The sequence below is a fragment of the Rothia sp. HMSC072B04 genome, assembly GCF_001813725.1.
Classification (GTDB): domain Bacteria; phylum Actinomycetota; class Actinomycetes; order Actinomycetales; family Micrococcaceae; genus Rothia; species Rothia mucilaginosa.
Map to the genome: position 1 here is coordinate 501,888 of NZ_KV813803.1, position 16,624 is coordinate 518,511.

Sequence of the window (16,624 nt, forward strand, 5' to 3'; positions counted from 1 at the left end):
TGGTGCCTCGTGTACCGCCGGGTTCTCTGCACGCTGTCTGTTGATATACCGCCCGTTGATGCTAACCGCGTAGCCGCATGCGCGGTGCCCATATTTGATTCCCCCAACCGCCACACCTAGTTCCAGGAGGCAGAATGCCCGCCCAGCCCACCGGCGCCCCCGCACCCCGCGACGGGCGCATCCCCGCCATCAGCGCGGCAGGATGCGAAACCCGCGACTTCAGCCTCTACGTACACATCCCCTTCTGCTCCGTACGCTGCGGCTACTGCGACTTCAACACCTACGCCACCGAAGACTTCGGCGACGGCATCGGCCTCGGCACCTACGCCGACGACGCCATCGCAGAAATCCTCTTCGCCGCCCGCACCCTCGAGGCATCCGGCGTCGCAAAACGCCCCATGCACACCGTCTTCTTCGGCGGCGGCACCCCCACCAAACTGCCCGCCCGCGACCTCGTACGCATCCTGCAGGCAGCCATCGACGTATTCGGCCTCGTCGAGGGTGCAGAAGTCACCACCGAAGCCAACCCCGACTCCGTCACCCTTGAGGACCTGCAGACCCTCAAGGACGGCGGCTTCACCCGCGTCTCCTTCGGCATGCAGTCCGTCGTGCCCGAGGTGCTGAAGGTGCTCGACCGCACCCACACGCCGTCGAACGTACCGAAGGTCGTCGCCTGGGCTAAGGAGGTCGGCCTGCAGGTGTCCGTGGACCTCATCTACGGTTCGCCGGGGGAGAGCCTGCAGCAGTGGGAACAGAGCGTTCGCGCCGCGATCTCTTACGAGCCCGACCACATTTCCGCGTACTCGCTCATCGTGGAGGACGGCACGAAGCTTGCCGCGCAGATTCGCCGCGGCGAGTACACCATGCCCGATGAGGACCTCATGGCGGACATGTACCTGCTCGCCGAAGAGCTGCTCACCGAAGCCGGCTACACCTGGTACGAGGTGTCCAACTACTCGCGCAGTGAGGATACCCGCAGCGACCACAACCTCGCCTACTGGCGCAACCAGGACTGGTGGGGCATCGGTCCCGGCGCGCACTCGCACGTGAACGGCACTCGCTGGTGGAACGTGAAGCACCCGGTGCCGTACGCGCAGAAGGTGCGTGCGGGAGAGTCCCCGGCGGCGGCACGCGAGGTGCTGGACGCCTCAACCCGCGCCTTCGAGATGATTATGCTCATGATCCGTGTGCGTGAGGGCTTGGCGATGCGCGAGCTGCTCGCCGTGCACGATGAGGCGCAGCTGGGCGCCTCCCTGCGCTGGCTGGTTTCTCAAGCTTTGATTGAGCCTGATGCTTTGAATTCTCAAGCTGAACCTGACCCTGAAGCTCACGTGCGACTAACCCTCAAGGGCCGCCTACTGGGCGATGCGGTCACCCGCGAGCTGCTCCCGGAGGTCCCTGAAGAGCACGAAGGGCACTAAGAAGCATTGGTCTGACAAGGGGCTTTTCAATCGGGGCGGCGTTCCGGTTCTGGTTTGTCGCAGCTCCACTAGATGCTTTTCTCTAACGCTGCCTGCGAATGGCGTGCGCCCCGGTATTGCCGTAATATTTCGGTGATTTGGGGGCATTTTTGCGGGTCTCAAAAAACTTTTAAAAAATTTTTCGGGGCTGTTTGGAGGGACTTTGGGGGAGCCTCACACCTTACACCGGCGTGCTAATTGTTCGCATTTGTGCTGGACTAGCCGAAAGAATTTTCCACTCCTTCATACCGCTTTTAGGGTGCGTATTTTTCGATTGCTTTCCTGAGAAAAAATTCTCCAAAACACCCAATTTCAAGTTGTGGTTGAAGGTTACGCTGTGCCATAATAGGTCATGGCAGGACGGTATATGTCTAACAGCGTGTTCTCGTCTTTGCTGAAGTTGAGTGAATACGGTTGTGGGCTCCTGGTAACAGGGGCCCACGATCGTTTAACAATGATTATCTATAGCACCATTCGGTAGAGTTTGCGGCAATTCACGCGCACTAGGCAAAGAAGCCCCACTTAAACGTAGAACGCCCCGCACACAACGTGCGGGGCGTTCATCGTAAAAGTTATCAGCGCGGTTCTGAGACAGCGCGGTTTAGGACCGGCAGTTCTTAGGATTCTGCGGATTCTGCGTTCTCGGTGGAGTAGAAGCGGTCCAGCAGGCGCGGGTTCATACGGTAGCTGTACGGCTCACCGCGATTCACCTCAATACCGGCACGCAGCGACGCAATAGCCATGAACAGCCACACGAGCGCACCTAGAACCATGGCAATGTTGCCCATGCCGGGCAGGAACGACACGACCCACAGCGCCACCAGAGCAATGGAGGGCAGGAGGGTGAAGTTCATTGCCTCGCGAGCCTCCTGCTCAGCGAAGGGCGCGTTATTGCGGCTGACGTAGAAAACCGCAGCGGAGGGGATGATGCCGAGAATACCGCCGAAATGCGCGAGAGTCGCACGGTTGCGGTCCTGAATCACGCTAATCTTACGGGTTTTCTGAGGCCCGGTTGCCGGGCGAACATCGTTAGTCACGAAAATCCTGGTTCGATAGAAGTTTCTTGTGGTGATCACCTAAGCCGGTGGAAATACCCTCCGAAGAGGCAAATCGTTTGAGCGGTGGTGACCGGAGTGTAGTGATGGTGCAACATAAACCCACAGGGTCAATGCCACATGCTCAACTATTGTACCGCTTTAGCGGGTAAAACCCACAGGATAATGCCCTCGAGGGAAAGGTTCTGAGCAAATTCACACCTGCGCTCGCAGACGGGGGCGCAATAGCGGGTTTCGGGTGCGGTTAGGCACCCGGTTCGGTGAGAAAATCGATGAGCGATTCGACCGGACCGAGCAGCGTTGGATCCAGGTCAGCGTAGGAGTCAACGCGGGAGAGAATGTGCTTCCATGCCTGCGCCACATCCGCCTGCGTTTCGTGCGGCTGACCCAGACGACGTAGCGTGCCCTTCTTGAAGTCCTCACCGCGCGGCACCTGCGGCCAGGCCTTCAGGCCCAGAACCGAGGGCTTGACCGCCTGCCAAATATCGATGAACGGGTGACCCACGATCTTCACGTGCCCGGCGGCACCCGGCACAGCCATCGCATCCGCAACAATGCGCTGCTCTTTCGTGCCCTCAATCAGGTGGTCGACCAGAATACCCAGGCGGCGGCCCGGGCCCGGCGCGAACTCACGAATAGCGCCGGCAAGATCATCCACGCCGTGCAGCGGCTCCACAACAATGCCCTCAACGCGCAGATCGTGGCCCCAGACCTTCTCCACGAGCTCGGCGTCGTGCAGACCCTCAACCCAGATGCGGGAGGCGCGCGCCACCCGAGCCGGGGCGTTCTTCACCGCGATAGAACCGGAACGAGAAATCGTGCGCTTCGGCTCCTTCGCCGCCACCGGGGCGACAATCTCAACGGGCTCACCCTCAATCAGGTAGCCCGGACCCAGCGGGAAATTCTTTACGCGACCCTTCGCGTCTTCGAGTCCGAAGAACAGGGCACCGCCGATGCGTTCAGCCTTCACGACCTCACCCACCCAGCCGTTAATATCCTCAATCAGCAGGCCGCGGCGCAGCGGCACCTTACGCGGGGCCGGCGCCTGGCGGCTCATGCGGGCGGCGTTTAGATCCTGGGCACCCCAGCCGTAGGGGGAGTGGTGGGTACTCAACGTATTCTCCTTTGGGGCGGTAGGGGTAGCAGAGCCAGTAGGGGCGGTGACCGCGCCGGAACCGTGAGACAGAACAATCAGACAGAACCGGCGGGGGAACTAAAACGGGGTTCGGGGCGCACCGCAGATTAAGCGGATAGCGGGAGCGACCCCCATTCAGCCTAGCCATTGTATCGGGTCGGGGGTAGTATCCCCTAGAATTGATACGACCATTGTTGGCGGTGCACTCATCGAGCACCGCCATCGTCTCGAGAGGAAGGAAACGCATGAGCCACTACGATACTCTCGGCGTATCGAACGACGCCAGCCCCGAAGAGATCAAGAAGGCGTACCGAAAGAAGGCACGCCAGCTGCACCCGGACGTGAACCCCTCCGAGGACGCAGCCGAAGAATTCAAGCGCGTCACCCTCGCCTACGAGGTGCTCTCCGACCCCGAAAAGCGCCGCAACTATGACACCACCGGCGACGAACAGGGCCGCGCAGGCTACCCCGGAGGCGGCGGCTACCCGGGCGGCGGATTCAGCGGCTTCGGCGGTTTCGAGGACCTGCTGAACATGTTCACCGGCGGCGCGGCAGGTGCCCGCGGCCCCGCATCCCGCATGCGTCAAGGCCAGGACGACCTGATTACCGTCTCCATCAGCCTGCAGGACGCCGTGTTCGGTGTTGAGAAGACCATTGAGCGTCGCTCCGCCGTGACCTGCAAGTCCTGTAACGGCGAAGGCACCGCAGAGGGCACCCAGCCCGAAACCTGCACCACCTGCTCCGGTCACGGTTTCATGCAGCGCCGCGTGCAGTCCATCCTCGGTACCGTCATGCAGCAGGTCGAATGCCCCGACTGCCACGGCTACGGCACCGTCATCAAGACCCCCTGCCCTGAATGTCACGGTCAGGGCCGAGTACGTGAAGACGTGCCGCTGACCTTCAACGTTCCCGCCGGTGTGCACGACCAGGCGCGTATCCGCCTGCGCGGCAAGGGCGAGGCAGGCCTGTACGGTGGCCCCAACGGCGACCTGTACGTTGACCTGAACGTCAAGCGTGACAAGTACTTCAGCCGCGAGGGCGACAACCTGGTCACCACCGTGAACATCCCCATGGTTGCGGCGGCGCTGGGCACCACCATTCCGCTGAAGACCTTCGACGGCGACCAGGAAGTTGCTATCCCCGCAGGCACTCAGAGCGGTGACGTGATCACCCTCAACGGCCTGGGCGCAACCGTGCTCGGCACCGAGCGTCGCGGCGACCTGCTGGTGCGTATCCAGGTGGTCACCCCCACCGACATGACCGAAGAACAGCGTGAACTGCTGCGCCAGTTCGCCGCCCTGCGCGGTGAATCCCTCACCGAAGGTTCGCAGGTCAAGCACCGCGGCGGTCTCTTCTCCCGCCTGAAGGACCAGTTCAAGTAGGATCCCTACACCAAGCTGAGGATGCGGCGGGTGCGGTACTCAACCCGAACCCGCCGCATTCCTGTCAGCACTGCGCTGTACGCGCCCGCGCTAAACTGCACACCTATTTCACATGCCACCCGCACACTACCCACGCTTTCAAACCGCACCTCAAGGAGAACCATGAGCGCCCCCATCTTCTACATCAGCACGGAAGAATACGACGCACTCACCCCCGGCGCCACCTGCGCGCTCGGAGGCTCCGAAGGCAAGCACGCCCTCGTCAAGCGCCTTGAGCTCGGCGAACGCATCGACCTGGGTGACGGCACCGGCCGCCGCGCACTCGGTACGGTCGCCTCCATCAACGCGGACGGCGTGACCGTGCAGGTGCAGGAGCTACGCGAGGAACGCAGCGTGCCCTCCATCTACCTGGTGCAGGCGCTCGCGAAGGACGGCCGCGACCTGCTCGCCATCGAAACCGCCACCGAGCTGGGCGTGTACGGTGTGCTTCCGTGGAGCGCGGACCGCTCCATCGTGCGCTGGAAGGGGGAGCGCGCCTCCAAGGCACACACCAAGTGGCAGAATACCGTCACCGCCGCGGCGAAGCAGTCGCGCCGCGCGCTCATTCCCGAAGTGTACGACCTGTACAGCACCGCCGACCTGGTGGAACTCATTGAAGAAGTTGCTGGGGAGGGTTCTGAGCAGTCCGCCGCCGTGTTCATCCTGCATGAGCAGGCGACCGAACGCCTCAGCGCCCTGGCACGCACGCTTGTGGAGGCGGAGAACCTGCCCGAAGAGATCTACCTGCTCGTCGGCCCCGAAGGCGGCATCAGCGACCGCGAAGTGCAGCTCTTCACCGACGCCGGCGCGCAGCTGGCACTACTCGGTGACGAGGTGCTGCGTTCCTCCACCGCCGGTTCTGCTGCCATGTGCACCCTGAACGTGGTGCTGGGCCGCTGGTAGAGCGCCGCTGACAGGAATCCACCGGGGCGTGGTGCATCACGCGCATCTATACTTGTAAATACATCACTAGCCAAGGAGCCCATATGACTACCTCCCGACCTCTCTCGACCGCGCGCACCGTATCCTTCAAGAGCGCCGCAGAAATGATCGCCGTGCTCGGCCCGCAGGACGCGCACCTGGCAATTATCGAGGACTACTTCGAGCAGATTAGCCTGCGCCCCAAGGACCTGGACGTGCTCATCACTGGCCCCTCCGAGGCCGTCAACACCGCCGCAAAGCTGCTGAATGAACTGCGCGTGCTCTCCAGCCACGACACGCAGATTACCGTGCAGGTCATTCACCGCCTCATGGGCATGCTCGGTGACGAACTGAGCAACCCGGCGCACTCGCTGTCTACCAGCATCCTCTCTACCCGCGGCACCACGATTCGCCCCAAGACCATTAACCAGAAGAAGTACGTGGACGCTATCGACGCGAACACCGTCATCTTCGGCATCGGCCCGGCGGGTACCGGTAAGACCTACCTCGCCATGGCGAAGGCTGTGCAGGCGCTGCAGAGCCACGAAGTGAACCGCATTATCCTCACCCGCCCCGCCGTGGAGGCTGGTGAGCGTCTGGGCTTCCTGCCCGGCACCCTCAACGAGAAGATTGACCCGTATCTGCGCCCGCTCTACGACGCGTTGCACGACATGCTCGAACCTGAAACCATCCCCAAGCTCATGGAGGCGGGCACCATCGAGGTCGCACCGCTGGCGTACATGCGCGGCCGCACCCTCAACGACGCATTCATCATCCTTGACGAGGCGCAGAACACCACCGCCGAGCAGATGAAGATGTTCTTGACCCGCCTGGGCTTCGGCTCGAAGATGGTCATTACCGGTGACATCACCCAGATTGACCTGCCCGGTGGCGCGGCCTCCGGTCTGAAGCAGGTGCGCAACATTCTGCAGGGCGTGGAGGATATTCACTTCAGCATCCTGGAATCCTCCGACGTGGTTCGCCACACCCTGGTGTCGAACATTGTGTCCGCCTACGACCAGTGGGGCGAAGATCAGAAGGCAATGGAACGCAAACGCAACCGCAAGGTCAAGCGCGCCACCATCGAGGCCGCAGCCGAGAAGTTGCTGGACCGCGCCGGCATCAACGGAGGCTCCGAAAAGAACGCTGAGCAGACCCCCGCACAGAACCCCGACAACGCACAGACCACCCCGGAAGGACGCTAAACGGTGGCAGAGATCGAATTCGACTGTGAAGAACCCGCAACCGGTGCCGACCCGGCAACCGACGCCTTCATCCGCGAATCTTTCGAAGCGGTAGACACCGAGGTGCTCACCCGCCTCGTCGAGCACGCCTTCAAACGCATGCACCTTGCCGATGACACCTACCTGTCCATCGCCATCGTGAACGAAGACGAAATGGAACGCGTGCACATCGAATGGATGGACCTGCCCGGCGCAACCGACGTGATGAGCTTCCCCATGGACGAGCTGGAACCGGGAACCCCCGAAAACCCCTCCAGCGGCATGCTCGGCGACATCATCCTCTGCCCGCCCGTCGCCGCACGTCAGGGCGCAGATGCGGGTCACAGCACTCTCGATGAGCTGTGCCTGCTCACCACCCACGGCATTCTGCACTGCCTCGGGTACGACCACGGCACCGCCGAAGAGGAAGCTGAAATGTTCGGCATTCAGCGCTCCATCCTCGAAGAGTTCCTGGGCCGCCCGGCACCGGTCGAAACCCGACACTAGGGGAGCGGCGTGGATATTCTACTCACAGCCCTCCTCGCCGTTCTCGCGCTCTGTCTGACCGTGGTCGCGGCAATCGCCGAAACCGCATTCACCTACCTGCCGCACAACGAGGCTGAGGAAGCGGTGGAGGCACACCCGGACACCCTCGGCGCCCGTGTCCTGCAGCGCACCCTCGACGGTGACTCCGAGGCATACACGCACCCGCTGCGCCTGACCCGCCTCATTGCGGCAGCTGCCGCGGTGCTCGCCACCATGACCTGCCTGCTGAACCTGGTCGAGGTGCACGCGCTCGCCGTCGTGCTGACCCTCGTGATTGTTGCGCTGGTGGGCTACCCGATTCTGCATGTGCTGGCGCGTGCTCTGGGTCGTAACCGCCCGGTCGCGTCGATTCGTGTGCTGGCTCGCCCGGTGCACTACCTGTCGGTTCTGCTGAGCCCGGCGACCGGTCTGCTCGATAAGCTCAGTGTGCGCCTGGCGCCGGAACGTTCGGCTGAGGCCCCGGTGGGCGTGTTCGATGAGGAGGAGCTGCGCGAGTTCCTGGACCGCGCCTCCGACGCTGAAACTATTGAGGACGACGAGGCGCAGATGGTGCAGTCCGTCTTTGAGATGGACGATACCCGCATCCGTTCGCTCATGGTTCCGCGTACCGACATGCTCACCGCCAGCCGTGACACCCCTCTGCGTGAGGCGTTGAGCCTGTTCCTGCGTTCGGGTTATTCGCGTATGCCGGTAATTGGTGATTCGAGCGATGAGATTCTGGGCGTGCTCTACCTGAAGGACGCGATGCGCGCCTTCATCCTGCACGGTGAGGCGCCGGAAGGTACCGCCCTGCCGACCGTGGTTGAGCTGATGCGCCCGGCTCGTTTTGAGCCCGAGTCGAAGCGCGCCATGGACCTGCTGCGTGAGATGCAGCGTGAGTCCACGCACGTGGCGATCATTGTTGATGAGTACGGCGGCACCGCCGGTCTGATTACCCTTGAGGACCTGATCGAGGAACTGGTCGGCGACATCTCTGACGAGTACGACCACGAGCGCCCCGAGTACACGCTGAACGACGACGGTACGTTCCGCCTGTCGGCTCGCCTGGGTATTGATGAGCTGGGCGAGATTTTCGGTCGTGAACTCGAGGATGAAGATGTTGATACGGTGGGCGGTCTGCTCGCTAAGCATCTGGGCATGGTGCCGATTGTCGGTTCTGAGATTGAGATTGACGGCATTCATATTCGTGCGATTGGTTCGTCGGGCCGCCGCCACCAGGTGGATATGTTGCAGGCGTGGTATGAGCCGCCTCGTGATGAGCAGCAGAACGCTGAAGGTTCCGCGGCATCTTCCTCGGAACCTAATTCCGCGGAGGTTGCTGACATCCTCACCGTGGATACCGAGCCGCCCGCTGTGGCTGAGCCGCATGCGCATCCGGATCTTCCGGGAGATATTGCAGAGGCTGAACCGGCAACCGATCAGCACGGCAACCGCTAGACATCGAACATAGACGCCGCATCATCCCATACACACTTTGAGTCGGCCGCCCCGCCCGGAAGGCGCAGGCAGATGAGGCTGGCACCCCATACACCCCGCACGGGGTTTGACAAGGAGAAACACAATGGACCAGGAGTACACCCCGCTCGATTTGAGCACTCTGGACTTGAGCACCCCGCTGCCGACCTACCCGGCGGATTTCCGTTCGGGCTTCGCGTCGCTGGTGGGCCGCCCGAATGCGGGTAAGTCTACTTTGACGAACGCTATGGTCGGTCAGAAGGTGGCTATCACCTCGAACCGTCCGCAGACGACCCGCCACACGATCCGCGGTATTGTGCACAAGGACGAGTACCAGCTGATTCTGGTGGACACCCCGGGTATTCACCGCCCCCGCACTCTGCTGGGTGAGCGTCTGAACGACCTGGTGGCGAGCACTCTTTCGCAGGTGGATGTGCTGGGCTTCTGCATTCCGGCGAATGAGAAGATTGGTCCGGGTGACCGTTACATTGCGTCGCAGCTGGTGGCGTCGAGCAATAAGCCGGTGGTTGCTATTGTGACGAAGGCTGACACTGTGAGCTCTGAGGAGCTGCGTGAGCAGCTGCTGGCTGTTGAGGCGCTCGGCGAGGAGGTCATGAGCGCTGAGCGTGCGGCTCGTGCTAAGCGTGCCGCGCATCGTGCGAAGCAGAAGGGTAAGGGCCCCAAGGGTAAGGACGGCAAGAATGATGCTGTGCCTTTCGCGAAAGGTTCGGGTCCTGCGGCTAAGCGCCGTGCCGGTGAGGTTGCTGAGCCGATGCCGGTTGACGGTAAGGGCGGCTGGGCTGCGATTATCCCGGTGTCTGCTGTGAAGCATTTCCAGGTGGATGCGGTTGCTGACCTGCTGGCGCAGTACACTCCGCTGTCGCCGCCGCTGTACCCGGACGGTGAGCTGACCGATGAGCCGGAGGCAACCCTCATTGCGGAGCTGGTGCGTGAGGCAGCTCTGGAGGGTGCCCGCGAGGAGCTGCCCCACTCGATTGCTGTGACGGTTGAGGAGATGCAGTTCCGTGAGGGCCGCCCGGCGGATAACCCGCTGCTGGATGTGCACGTGAACCTGTTTGTGGAGCGTGAGTCGCAGAAGTACATCATTATCGGTAAGGGCGGCTCGAACCTGCGCAAGATTGGCACGAAGGCTCGTGAACAGATTGAGGCGATGCTCGGTACCCGCGTTTATTTGAATATTCATGTGAAGGTTGCGAAGGAATGGCAGTCTGACGCGCGTGCGTTGAACCGCCTGGGATTCTAGTAGCTTTCCTGAGCGCATCGCCCAGAGACTTTACCTTGCGAGGTTGCCCTGAGAGGCAACCCCGAGAGGTTGCCTTCGGAGGCGGTCGCGCATCCTTAGTTTTCACCCGGTGGCTTGCAGAAATATGTGCATGCCTCCGGGTGAAACTTTTCACTCTCATTCGGCGCTCATAGGGAAGAGTGTTACTCTGAGAAAGCACTTGCTCACCGGCAGAAAGAGAAAAGGTATGCCCCAGGCACCTCGTTTACGAAGCACCGGTCGTCATATGCGCACGACGGTGATGACTTCAAACCGCAATAAGTGGATTGCTCTGCTTACTGCTTGCATGCTCGTCATTGTTGTTGGCTTTGGTGGCGTGTTGGCTCTGCGTATGCGCAATAATCTGCATACTCAGGAGCTGAACATCAGCAATTACAAGGACGGCCTGGAGAACGGCGCCTTGGACATTCTCGTGATTGGCTCCGATACCCGTAAGGGCAATAACGGTGCGTACGGTGATGAGGATGACCGCAATTCTGAGGCTCGCGCGGACGTGATGATGCTGCTGCAGATCAGCAAGGACCGTAAGAACGTGAGCGTGCTGTCGTTCCCGCGTGACCTGATGGTTGATGTGCCGCAGTGTACTGATCCTGAGAGCGGCACCGTGTACCCGGCTGAGGAGAACGTTCAGATTAACGAGTCTCTGTCTCGCGGTGGTGCCGGTTGTACTGTGGCGACCATTAGCAAGCTGACCGGTGTGAATATTGACCACTTCATGTTGGTGGACTTTAACGCTGTGAAGGAGCTGTCGAAGGTTGTTGGCGGCGTTCAGGTGTGTGTGGACGCTCCGATTGATGACGAGTACAGTGGCCTGAAGCTTCCTGCCGGTACTTCTTCGGTTGAGGGTGAGCAGGCTCTTGCGTTCTTGCGTAGCCGCCACGGCTTCTCGGATGGTTCCGATATTGGTCGTATTCAGGCTCAGCAGGGCTTCTTGTCTTCGCTGCTGCGTAAGGTGAAGAGCGAGGGTACTCTGTCGAATCCGGGCCGTCTGATTAACATTGCTGAGGCGATTACTCAGAACGTGACGGTGGATAAGAATCTGGGTAATATCAGCACTCTGGTGGGTGTTGGTGCGACTCTTGGTGGCGTGGACCTGTCGAATGTTGTGTTTGCGACGGTGCCGACTGAGCCGTGGAGCCAGGATGCGAACCGCCTGCAGGTTTCTGCGGATGCTGCGAACGTGTTCCAGCGTCTGCGTGACGATAAGTCGCTGAAGGAGGAGAAGGCTCCGGAGGCGCCGGCTACTTCTGCCGCTCCGGTTCAGCTGGACCGTACGGTCCCGGTGAGCGTGTACAACGCGACCGGTCTGGATGGCCGCTCGACTACGATCGCTTCGGTGATTGAGGGCCTGGGCTACACGAATGTTACTCCGGGTACTTCGGCTAACCCGACGAACTTCACCACGGTGTTCTACTCGACGGGTTACGAGGCGGAGGCGAAGGAAATCGCCGCGAAGCTGAACGTGACCCGCGTGGTGGCGACCGAAGAGGTTCAGGGCGTGTCGGTGACTATCGGTACTGACTTCCCGTCCGGTGAGGCGATGGAGAAGCAGGAGGCTGCGATTGCGGGTAACGCGACCGGTCAGACTGCTGATCAGAACAAGTGCCAGACTGCTTTCGCCTACTAGGTTCTAGCTAGGGCATAACGCAGATGCGTGAATTTTGAGTGAGGGGGCGTAGCGCCAGAAATGGTGGCTGCGCCCCTTTGCCGTTAACGCTTTCCAGATGATGGACGGCTTCCCGTGTGCCCTGCCACCGCCTCCGACCCCTGTGATAGCGTGGAGGCATGACTATTGACGGTGAGAGCATGCGCGGGGTTACCCGCCAGGCAGTGAACCTGCTGCTTATTCGCCGGAACGGGGCACGCTAGAATCTGCCGCAACCGTTCCGGCTTTTTGACGCGGCATCTCACCTTTGCATCCTTTCTGATGCACCGCCTTGACCACGGCTGCCGGGGACCGATACCCGGCACGGTACGAGCCCCACAATTGGGGTAGAGCGAGACGGACCAACCAACAGGAAATTCATCATGAAAAACCACCAGAAGCCCAGCCCCATGCCGGTACACAAGTACCGCCCTTTCCACGAGCAGATTGTTGTTGACCTGCCGGACCGCACCTGGCCGGATAAGGTCATTGAGAAGGCTCCGCGCTGGTGCGCAGTGGATCTGCGTGACGGCAACCAGGCGCTGATTGATCCCATGGACACCGACCGTAAGCTTGCGATGTTCAAGCTGCTGGTGAAGATGGGTTACAAGGAAATTGAGGTTGGTTTCCCTTCGGCGTCGCAGACTGACTTTGATTTTGTGCGCACTCTCGTTGAGGACGGCCACATTCCTTCGGACGTGACCATTCAGGTTCTGGTGCAGGCTCGTGAGCACCTGATTGCCCGCACTTTTGAGGCGATTGAGGGTGCACCGCAGGCGATTGTGCACTTCTACAACTCGACCTCCGTTCTGCAGCGTCGCGTGGTGTTCAACCAGGATCAGGAGGGCGTGCTGGATATCGCCCTGCAGGGTGCGCGCCTGTGCCGCAAGTACGAAGAGCAGATGATCTCTGACACTAAGGTCATCTACGAGTACTCGCCCGAGTCTTTCACCGGCACTGAGCTGGAGTACGCGGCTCGCGTGGTGAACGCTGTAGCTGAGGAGCTGGAGGTCGGTCAGAACGGCCGCGAGCTGATTGTGAACCTGCCCGCTACCGTTGAGATGGCTACCCCGAACGTGTACGCCGACTCTGTCGAGTGGATGCACCGCAACTTGAACCACCGCGAGCACATTGTGCTGTCGCTGCACCCGCACAATGACCGCGGTACCGGTGTGGCTGCTGCTGAGCTGGGTTACTTGGCGGGCGCTGACCGTATTGAGGGTTGCCTCTTCGGTAATGGCGAGCGCACCGGTAACGTTGACCTGGTTACTTTGGGTCTGAACATGTACACCCAGGGTGTGGATCCGCAGATTGATTTCTCTGATATTGACGGTATCCGTAAGACTGTTGAATACTGCAACCAGCTGAAGGTGCACGAGCGTTCGCCGTATGGTGGCGATCTGGTGTTCACCGCGTTCTCTGGTTCTCACCAGGACGCTATTAAGAAGGGCTTTGAGGCTCTGGAGCGTACCGCTGCTGAGGCGGGTAAGACCGTGGATGAGGTGTACTGGGAGGTTCCGTACCTGCCGATTGATCCTCGCGACCTGGGTCGTACCTACGAGGCGATTATTCGTGTGAACTCGCAGTCCGGTAAGGGCGGCATGGCGTACCTGCTGAAGCAGGATCACGGCCTGGATCTGCCGCGTCGTGCTCAGGTTGAGTTCTCGAAGATTGTTCAGGCTCGTACAGACGCTGAGGGCGGCGAGATGACCAGTGAGAAGCTGTGGAACATCTTCGCGGATGAGTACCTGCCCGCAACCGACACGGAGAAGCGTTGGGGTAAGTACCGTATTGAGTCGATTAACATTGATTCGGCTGATACCGGTGCGACCACTCTGCGTGTTGGTCTGAACATTGATGGTCACACGTACACCCGTTCTGCTTCGGGTACCGGTCCGGTGGATGCTCTGCAGAACATCCTGTCGGGCGAGGGCGTGGATATTCGCGTGATGGATTACTCGGAGCACACCATGTCGTCTTCGTCGACTGCTAACGCGGCTTGCTATGTTGAGGCTGCTGTTGGTTCTCGCGTGCTGTGGGGTATCGGTGTGGATAACTCGACGACTCGTGCGGCTTTGAAGGCGATGATTTCGGCTGTGAACCGTGCGCTGCGTGATGAGCGTCAGGCGTAGGCGATAGCCGTACATATTTCGTGCAGGGTTGCGGGTGACTGCTGGCGGGTGACCGTTAGCCGTGCATGATGTGGGGGCGGGATGCATACTGGGAGTATGTATCCCGCCCTTATGCGTTAATGTGCGCAGGTGTTGTGTGCATCGGCGTGCTGTGGGGCGAATAATCTGCTGGGAGGAACTCTCATGAAAAGCTACGCGATGGTGTTTAGCCCCGTTGATGCGGCGGGCACCGATTCTTCTGTCCGTGCCTGGAATTATGAGCTGCGCGGTGGTGATGATACTGCTCTGCCTGCAGGTTCCACCGAGGTGTGGGAGGCTGGCTGGGTGGGTTCGACTGGTCCCGGTATTGAGCAGGATCAGTGGCCGCGCAGTACGTTTACTGGTTTGCCGATGCAGCATATTTTTACGGTGAGGTTGCCGGGGGAGTACCTGCCGGATGCGCAGAAGTATCCGGGCGTTGTGGCGTTCTCTTTCTTCGCCGGTGATGGCCAGTTCGCTGAGGATGAGGCGACTGAGGGTGTTGCTAATGCTGCTAGTGATGACCCGTTTGAGGTGCAGTATGCGCAGGCGCGGGTGCATCCGTATCAGTTGTTGTTGCGCGATATTTTGGATGCTGAGTTTGCGGTGCTGTACCTGAGTGAGGAGGAGTTCTCGTCCCGTACGGAGCCGCCGCAGGATGTGCGCCGGCCCGGTGAGCATCGCGGTGAGGAGGAGAGCTTCAGCGCCTGGGCTTTGGCGGATCGTCAGCAGCCGCTGGCTCGTAAGCCTGCTCTTGTGGGGTGGGTTCCGACGGATGATCCGAATGCCGGTAAGGTCCCCAGTGATGTGTTTGAGAATGTTGACCCGCAGACTGGTTATCTGAGTCCTTTCGATTGGGATGCTGAGGATTCGGCGTGGTTTGAGTGGGCGAAGCCGCTAATTGCGGTGGGTACTCACCTGGGTGGCACTCATTTTTATGCGCAGAGCCTGCCGGAGGGCATGACGGCTCGTTATATTGAGTTCGATGAGTTTGATGTGCTGAATTTTGGGTGCGGTAGCGCTGTTTTTGATTTTGAGACCGGTGTTTTTGACTGGTCGTGCGGCTAGTACGTTTGCGCCGGAGAGCGCGCTGTTGACGTACCTTTGACGCGCCGGAGAGCGCGTATTTGAGGTGTTTGCGCGGTCTCTTTGAGCCGTAGATGAACCGTGGATGAGCTATGGATAAGCCCCGGTTGCACCGCGGTGTACCTCCTGAAACGACACCCTGAGTGTTTCACAGTGTGGACGGGGCGGTTTGCGGAGGTTCCACATCACCTTCGGCGAACCGCCCCGGGCGGGTGCGCCTCCTGTATCCTTGAATGCGTGGAATGGATTCAAGCAATTATTTTGGGCTTTGTTCAGGGCCTGACCGAATTTCTGCCGATTTCGTCATCGGCGCATCTGAACATTGTTGGCCAGATCCTGCCGGAGAAGGCTGACCCGGGCGCCGCGTTTACCGCAATCACCCAGCTGGGTACTGAGACCGCGGTCTTGATTTTTTTCTGGCGCGATATTGTGCGCATTGTGAAGGCGTGGTTTGGCGCTCTTACCGGTCGTGTACCGCGCAATGACCCGGATGCCCGCATGGGTTGGCTGATTATTATTGGCTCTCTGCCTATCGGTGTTCTGGGTCTGCTGTTGGAAGACTACATTGACACGCAGTTCCGTAGCCTGTGGATTGTGGCGACCATGCTGATTGTGTTTGCTGTGTTCCTGGGCCTTGCGGACCGTTTTGGTCGTGAGCAGCGTGAGCTGAAGGACCTGACGTTCCGTCACGGCCTGCTGTACGGTTGCGCACAGGCGCTGGCACTGATCCCGGGTGTTTCCCGTTCGGGCGGTACGATTACTGCGGGTCTGTTCATGGGTTACACCCGTGAGGCTGCGGCACGTTACTCGTTCCTGCTGGCCATGCCCGCCGTGTTCATGTCTGGCCTGTACAAGACCTTCAAGGTGGTCACCGGCGAGGAGGCGACCGGCTACTACGGTATTCCCTCGACTATCGTGGCTACTCTGGTTGCGTTTGTGGTGGGTTACCTGATGATTGGCTGGTTCCTGAAGTACGTGTCGTCGAAGTCGTACGGCATTTTCATCTGGTACCGCATTGCGCTCGGTATCCTGATTTTCGTTGGTCTGGGCACTGGCGTTCTGAACGCTACTTCTTCGGCGTTCTAAGGCTTTAGCCCTCAGCGTGATATGACATACCCGTCCGTGAGTTTCTCACGGGCGGGTATTCTTATTGGAGTAGATTTTTTGGCACCCGCATGCCTTGAGGTTGGGCGGCGGGTGTGGCGCGTCCACCGGTTGTGGGCG

Annotated in this window: 13 protein-coding genes; 11 read left to right on the plus strand and 2 right to left on the minus strand. The window is 60.4% G+C overall.

What is annotated here, in order from left to right:
- Positions 1 to 134 precede the first annotated feature (134 nt).
- Entirely contained in the window at positions 135 to 1,421 is a 1,287-nt protein-coding gene (hemW, locus tag HMPREF2928_RS06340; RefSeq protein WP_070687763.1) for a radical SAM family heme chaperone HemW, read from the plus strand.
- 656 nt (positions 1,422 to 2,077) lie between these two features.
- Here hemW and HMPREF2928_RS06345 read toward each other — a convergent pair.
- Positions 2,078 to 2,497, minus strand: coding sequence for a DUF4870 domain-containing protein (locus tag HMPREF2928_RS06345; protein WP_005505983.1), 420 nt, complete (start codon positions 2,495 to 2,497; stop codon positions 2,078 to 2,080).
- Between the two features lie 262 nt (positions 2,498 to 2,759).
- Positions 2,760 to 3,629, minus strand: a complete 870-nt coding sequence (locus tag HMPREF2928_RS06350; RefSeq protein WP_070687765.1) for a DUF3097 domain-containing protein — start codon at positions 3,627 to 3,629, stop codon at positions 2,760 to 2,762.
- 266 nt (positions 3,630 to 3,895) lie between these two features.
- Here HMPREF2928_RS06350 and dnaJ point away from each other — a divergent pair, with 266 nt between their 5' ends.
- From dnaJ to HMPREF2928_RS06400, 10 genes are all read left to right on the plus strand, one after another.
- Positions 3,896 to 5,032, plus strand: coding sequence for a molecular chaperone DnaJ (dnaJ, locus tag HMPREF2928_RS06355; protein WP_005508690.1), 1,137 nt, complete (start codon positions 3,896 to 3,898; stop codon positions 5,030 to 5,032).
- 162 nt (positions 5,033 to 5,194) lie between these two features.
- A complete protein-coding gene (locus tag HMPREF2928_RS06360) occupies positions 5,195 to 5,974 on the plus strand; it encodes a 16S rRNA (uracil(1498)-N(3))-methyltransferase (protein ID WP_070687766.1) in 780 nt (259 codons plus the stop codon).
- Between the two features lie 83 nt (positions 5,975 to 6,057).
- Positions 6,058 to 7,197 (plus strand): PhoH family protein, encoded by a 1,140-nt coding sequence (locus HMPREF2928_RS06365; protein ID WP_070687767.1) that lies wholly within the window; start codon positions 6,058 to 6,060, stop codon positions 7,195 to 7,197.
- A gap of 3 nt (positions 7,198 to 7,200) precedes the next feature.
- The gene (gene ybeY / locus HMPREF2928_RS06370; protein WP_005505992.1) at positions 7,201 to 7,722 is read left to right on the plus strand and encodes an rRNA maturation RNase YbeY; all 522 of its coding nucleotides are present in this window, start codon (positions 7,201 to 7,203) and stop codon (positions 7,720 to 7,722) included.
- A 9-nt stretch (positions 7,723 to 7,731) separates the two neighbouring features.
- Positions 7,732 to 9,198: a hemolysin family protein gene (locus HMPREF2928_RS06375; protein WP_070687768.1), complete on the plus strand. Its 1,467-nt coding sequence runs from the start codon at positions 7,732 to 7,734 to the stop codon at positions 9,196 to 9,198.
- A gap of 124 nt (positions 9,199 to 9,322) precedes the next feature.
- Positions 9,323 to 10,480 carry a GTPase Era gene (locus tag HMPREF2928_RS06380; protein ID WP_210399875.1) on the plus strand — a complete coding sequence of 386 codons (1,158 nt, stop codon included), beginning with the start codon at positions 9,323 to 9,325 and terminating at the stop codon, positions 10,478 to 10,480.
- A gap of 226 nt (positions 10,481 to 10,706) precedes the next feature.
- On the plus strand, positions 10,707 to 12,146 hold the full coding sequence (locus tag HMPREF2928_RS06385) for an LCP family protein (protein WP_070687769.1): 1,440 nt from the start codon (positions 10,707 to 10,709) through the stop codon (positions 12,144 to 12,146).
- A gap of 401 nt (positions 12,147 to 12,547) precedes the next feature.
- Positions 12,548 to 14,296: a 2-isopropylmalate synthase gene (gene leuA, locus HMPREF2928_RS06390; RefSeq protein ID WP_070687774.1), complete on the plus strand. Its 1,749-nt coding sequence runs from the start codon at positions 12,548 to 12,550 to the stop codon at positions 14,294 to 14,296.
- Positions 14,297 to 14,479: 183 nt separating this feature from the next.
- The gene (locus HMPREF2928_RS06395) at positions 14,480 to 15,382 is read left to right on the plus strand and encodes a hypothetical protein (RefSeq protein ID WP_070687776.1); all 903 of its coding nucleotides are present in this window, start codon (positions 14,480 to 14,482) and stop codon (positions 15,380 to 15,382) included.
- A 255-nt stretch (positions 15,383 to 15,637) separates the two neighbouring features.
- Positions 15,638 to 16,486 carry an undecaprenyl-diphosphate phosphatase gene (locus HMPREF2928_RS06400; RefSeq protein ID WP_044145830.1) on the plus strand — a complete coding sequence of 283 codons (849 nt, stop codon included), beginning with the start codon at positions 15,638 to 15,640 and terminating at the stop codon, positions 16,484 to 16,486.
- The last annotated feature ends 138 nt before the right edge of the window (positions 16,487 to 16,624 follow it).

Bases quoted from the DNA above. Each gene is read 5' to 3' on its own strand.
- hemW (WP_070687763.1), top strand. From the start codon at position 135: ATGCCCGCCCAGCCCACCGGCGCCCCCGCACCCCGCGACGGGCGCATC.
- dnaJ (WP_005508690.1), top strand. From the start codon at position 3,896: ATGAGCCACTACGATACTCTCGGCGTATCGAACGACGCCAGCCCCGAA.
- HMPREF2928_RS06360 (WP_070687766.1), top strand. From the start codon at position 5,195: ATGAGCGCCCCCATCTTCTACATCAGCACGGAAGAATACGACGCACTC.
- HMPREF2928_RS06365 (WP_070687767.1), top strand. From the start codon at position 6,058: ATGACTACCTCCCGACCTCTCTCGACCGCGCGCACCGTATCCTTCAAG.
- HMPREF2928_RS06380 (WP_210399875.1), top strand. From the start codon at position 9,323: ATGGACCAGGAGTACACCCCGCTCGATTTGAGCACTCTGGACTTGAGC.
- HMPREF2928_RS06385 (WP_070687769.1), top strand. From the start codon at position 10,707: ATGCCCCAGGCACCTCGTTTACGAAGCACCGGTCGTCATATGCGCACG.
- leuA (WP_070687774.1), top strand. From the start codon at position 12,548: ATGAAAAACCACCAGAAGCCCAGCCCCATGCCGGTACACAAGTACCGC.
- HMPREF2928_RS06395 (WP_070687776.1), top strand. From the start codon at position 14,480: ATGAAAAGCTACGCGATGGTGTTTAGCCCCGTTGATGCGGCGGGCACC.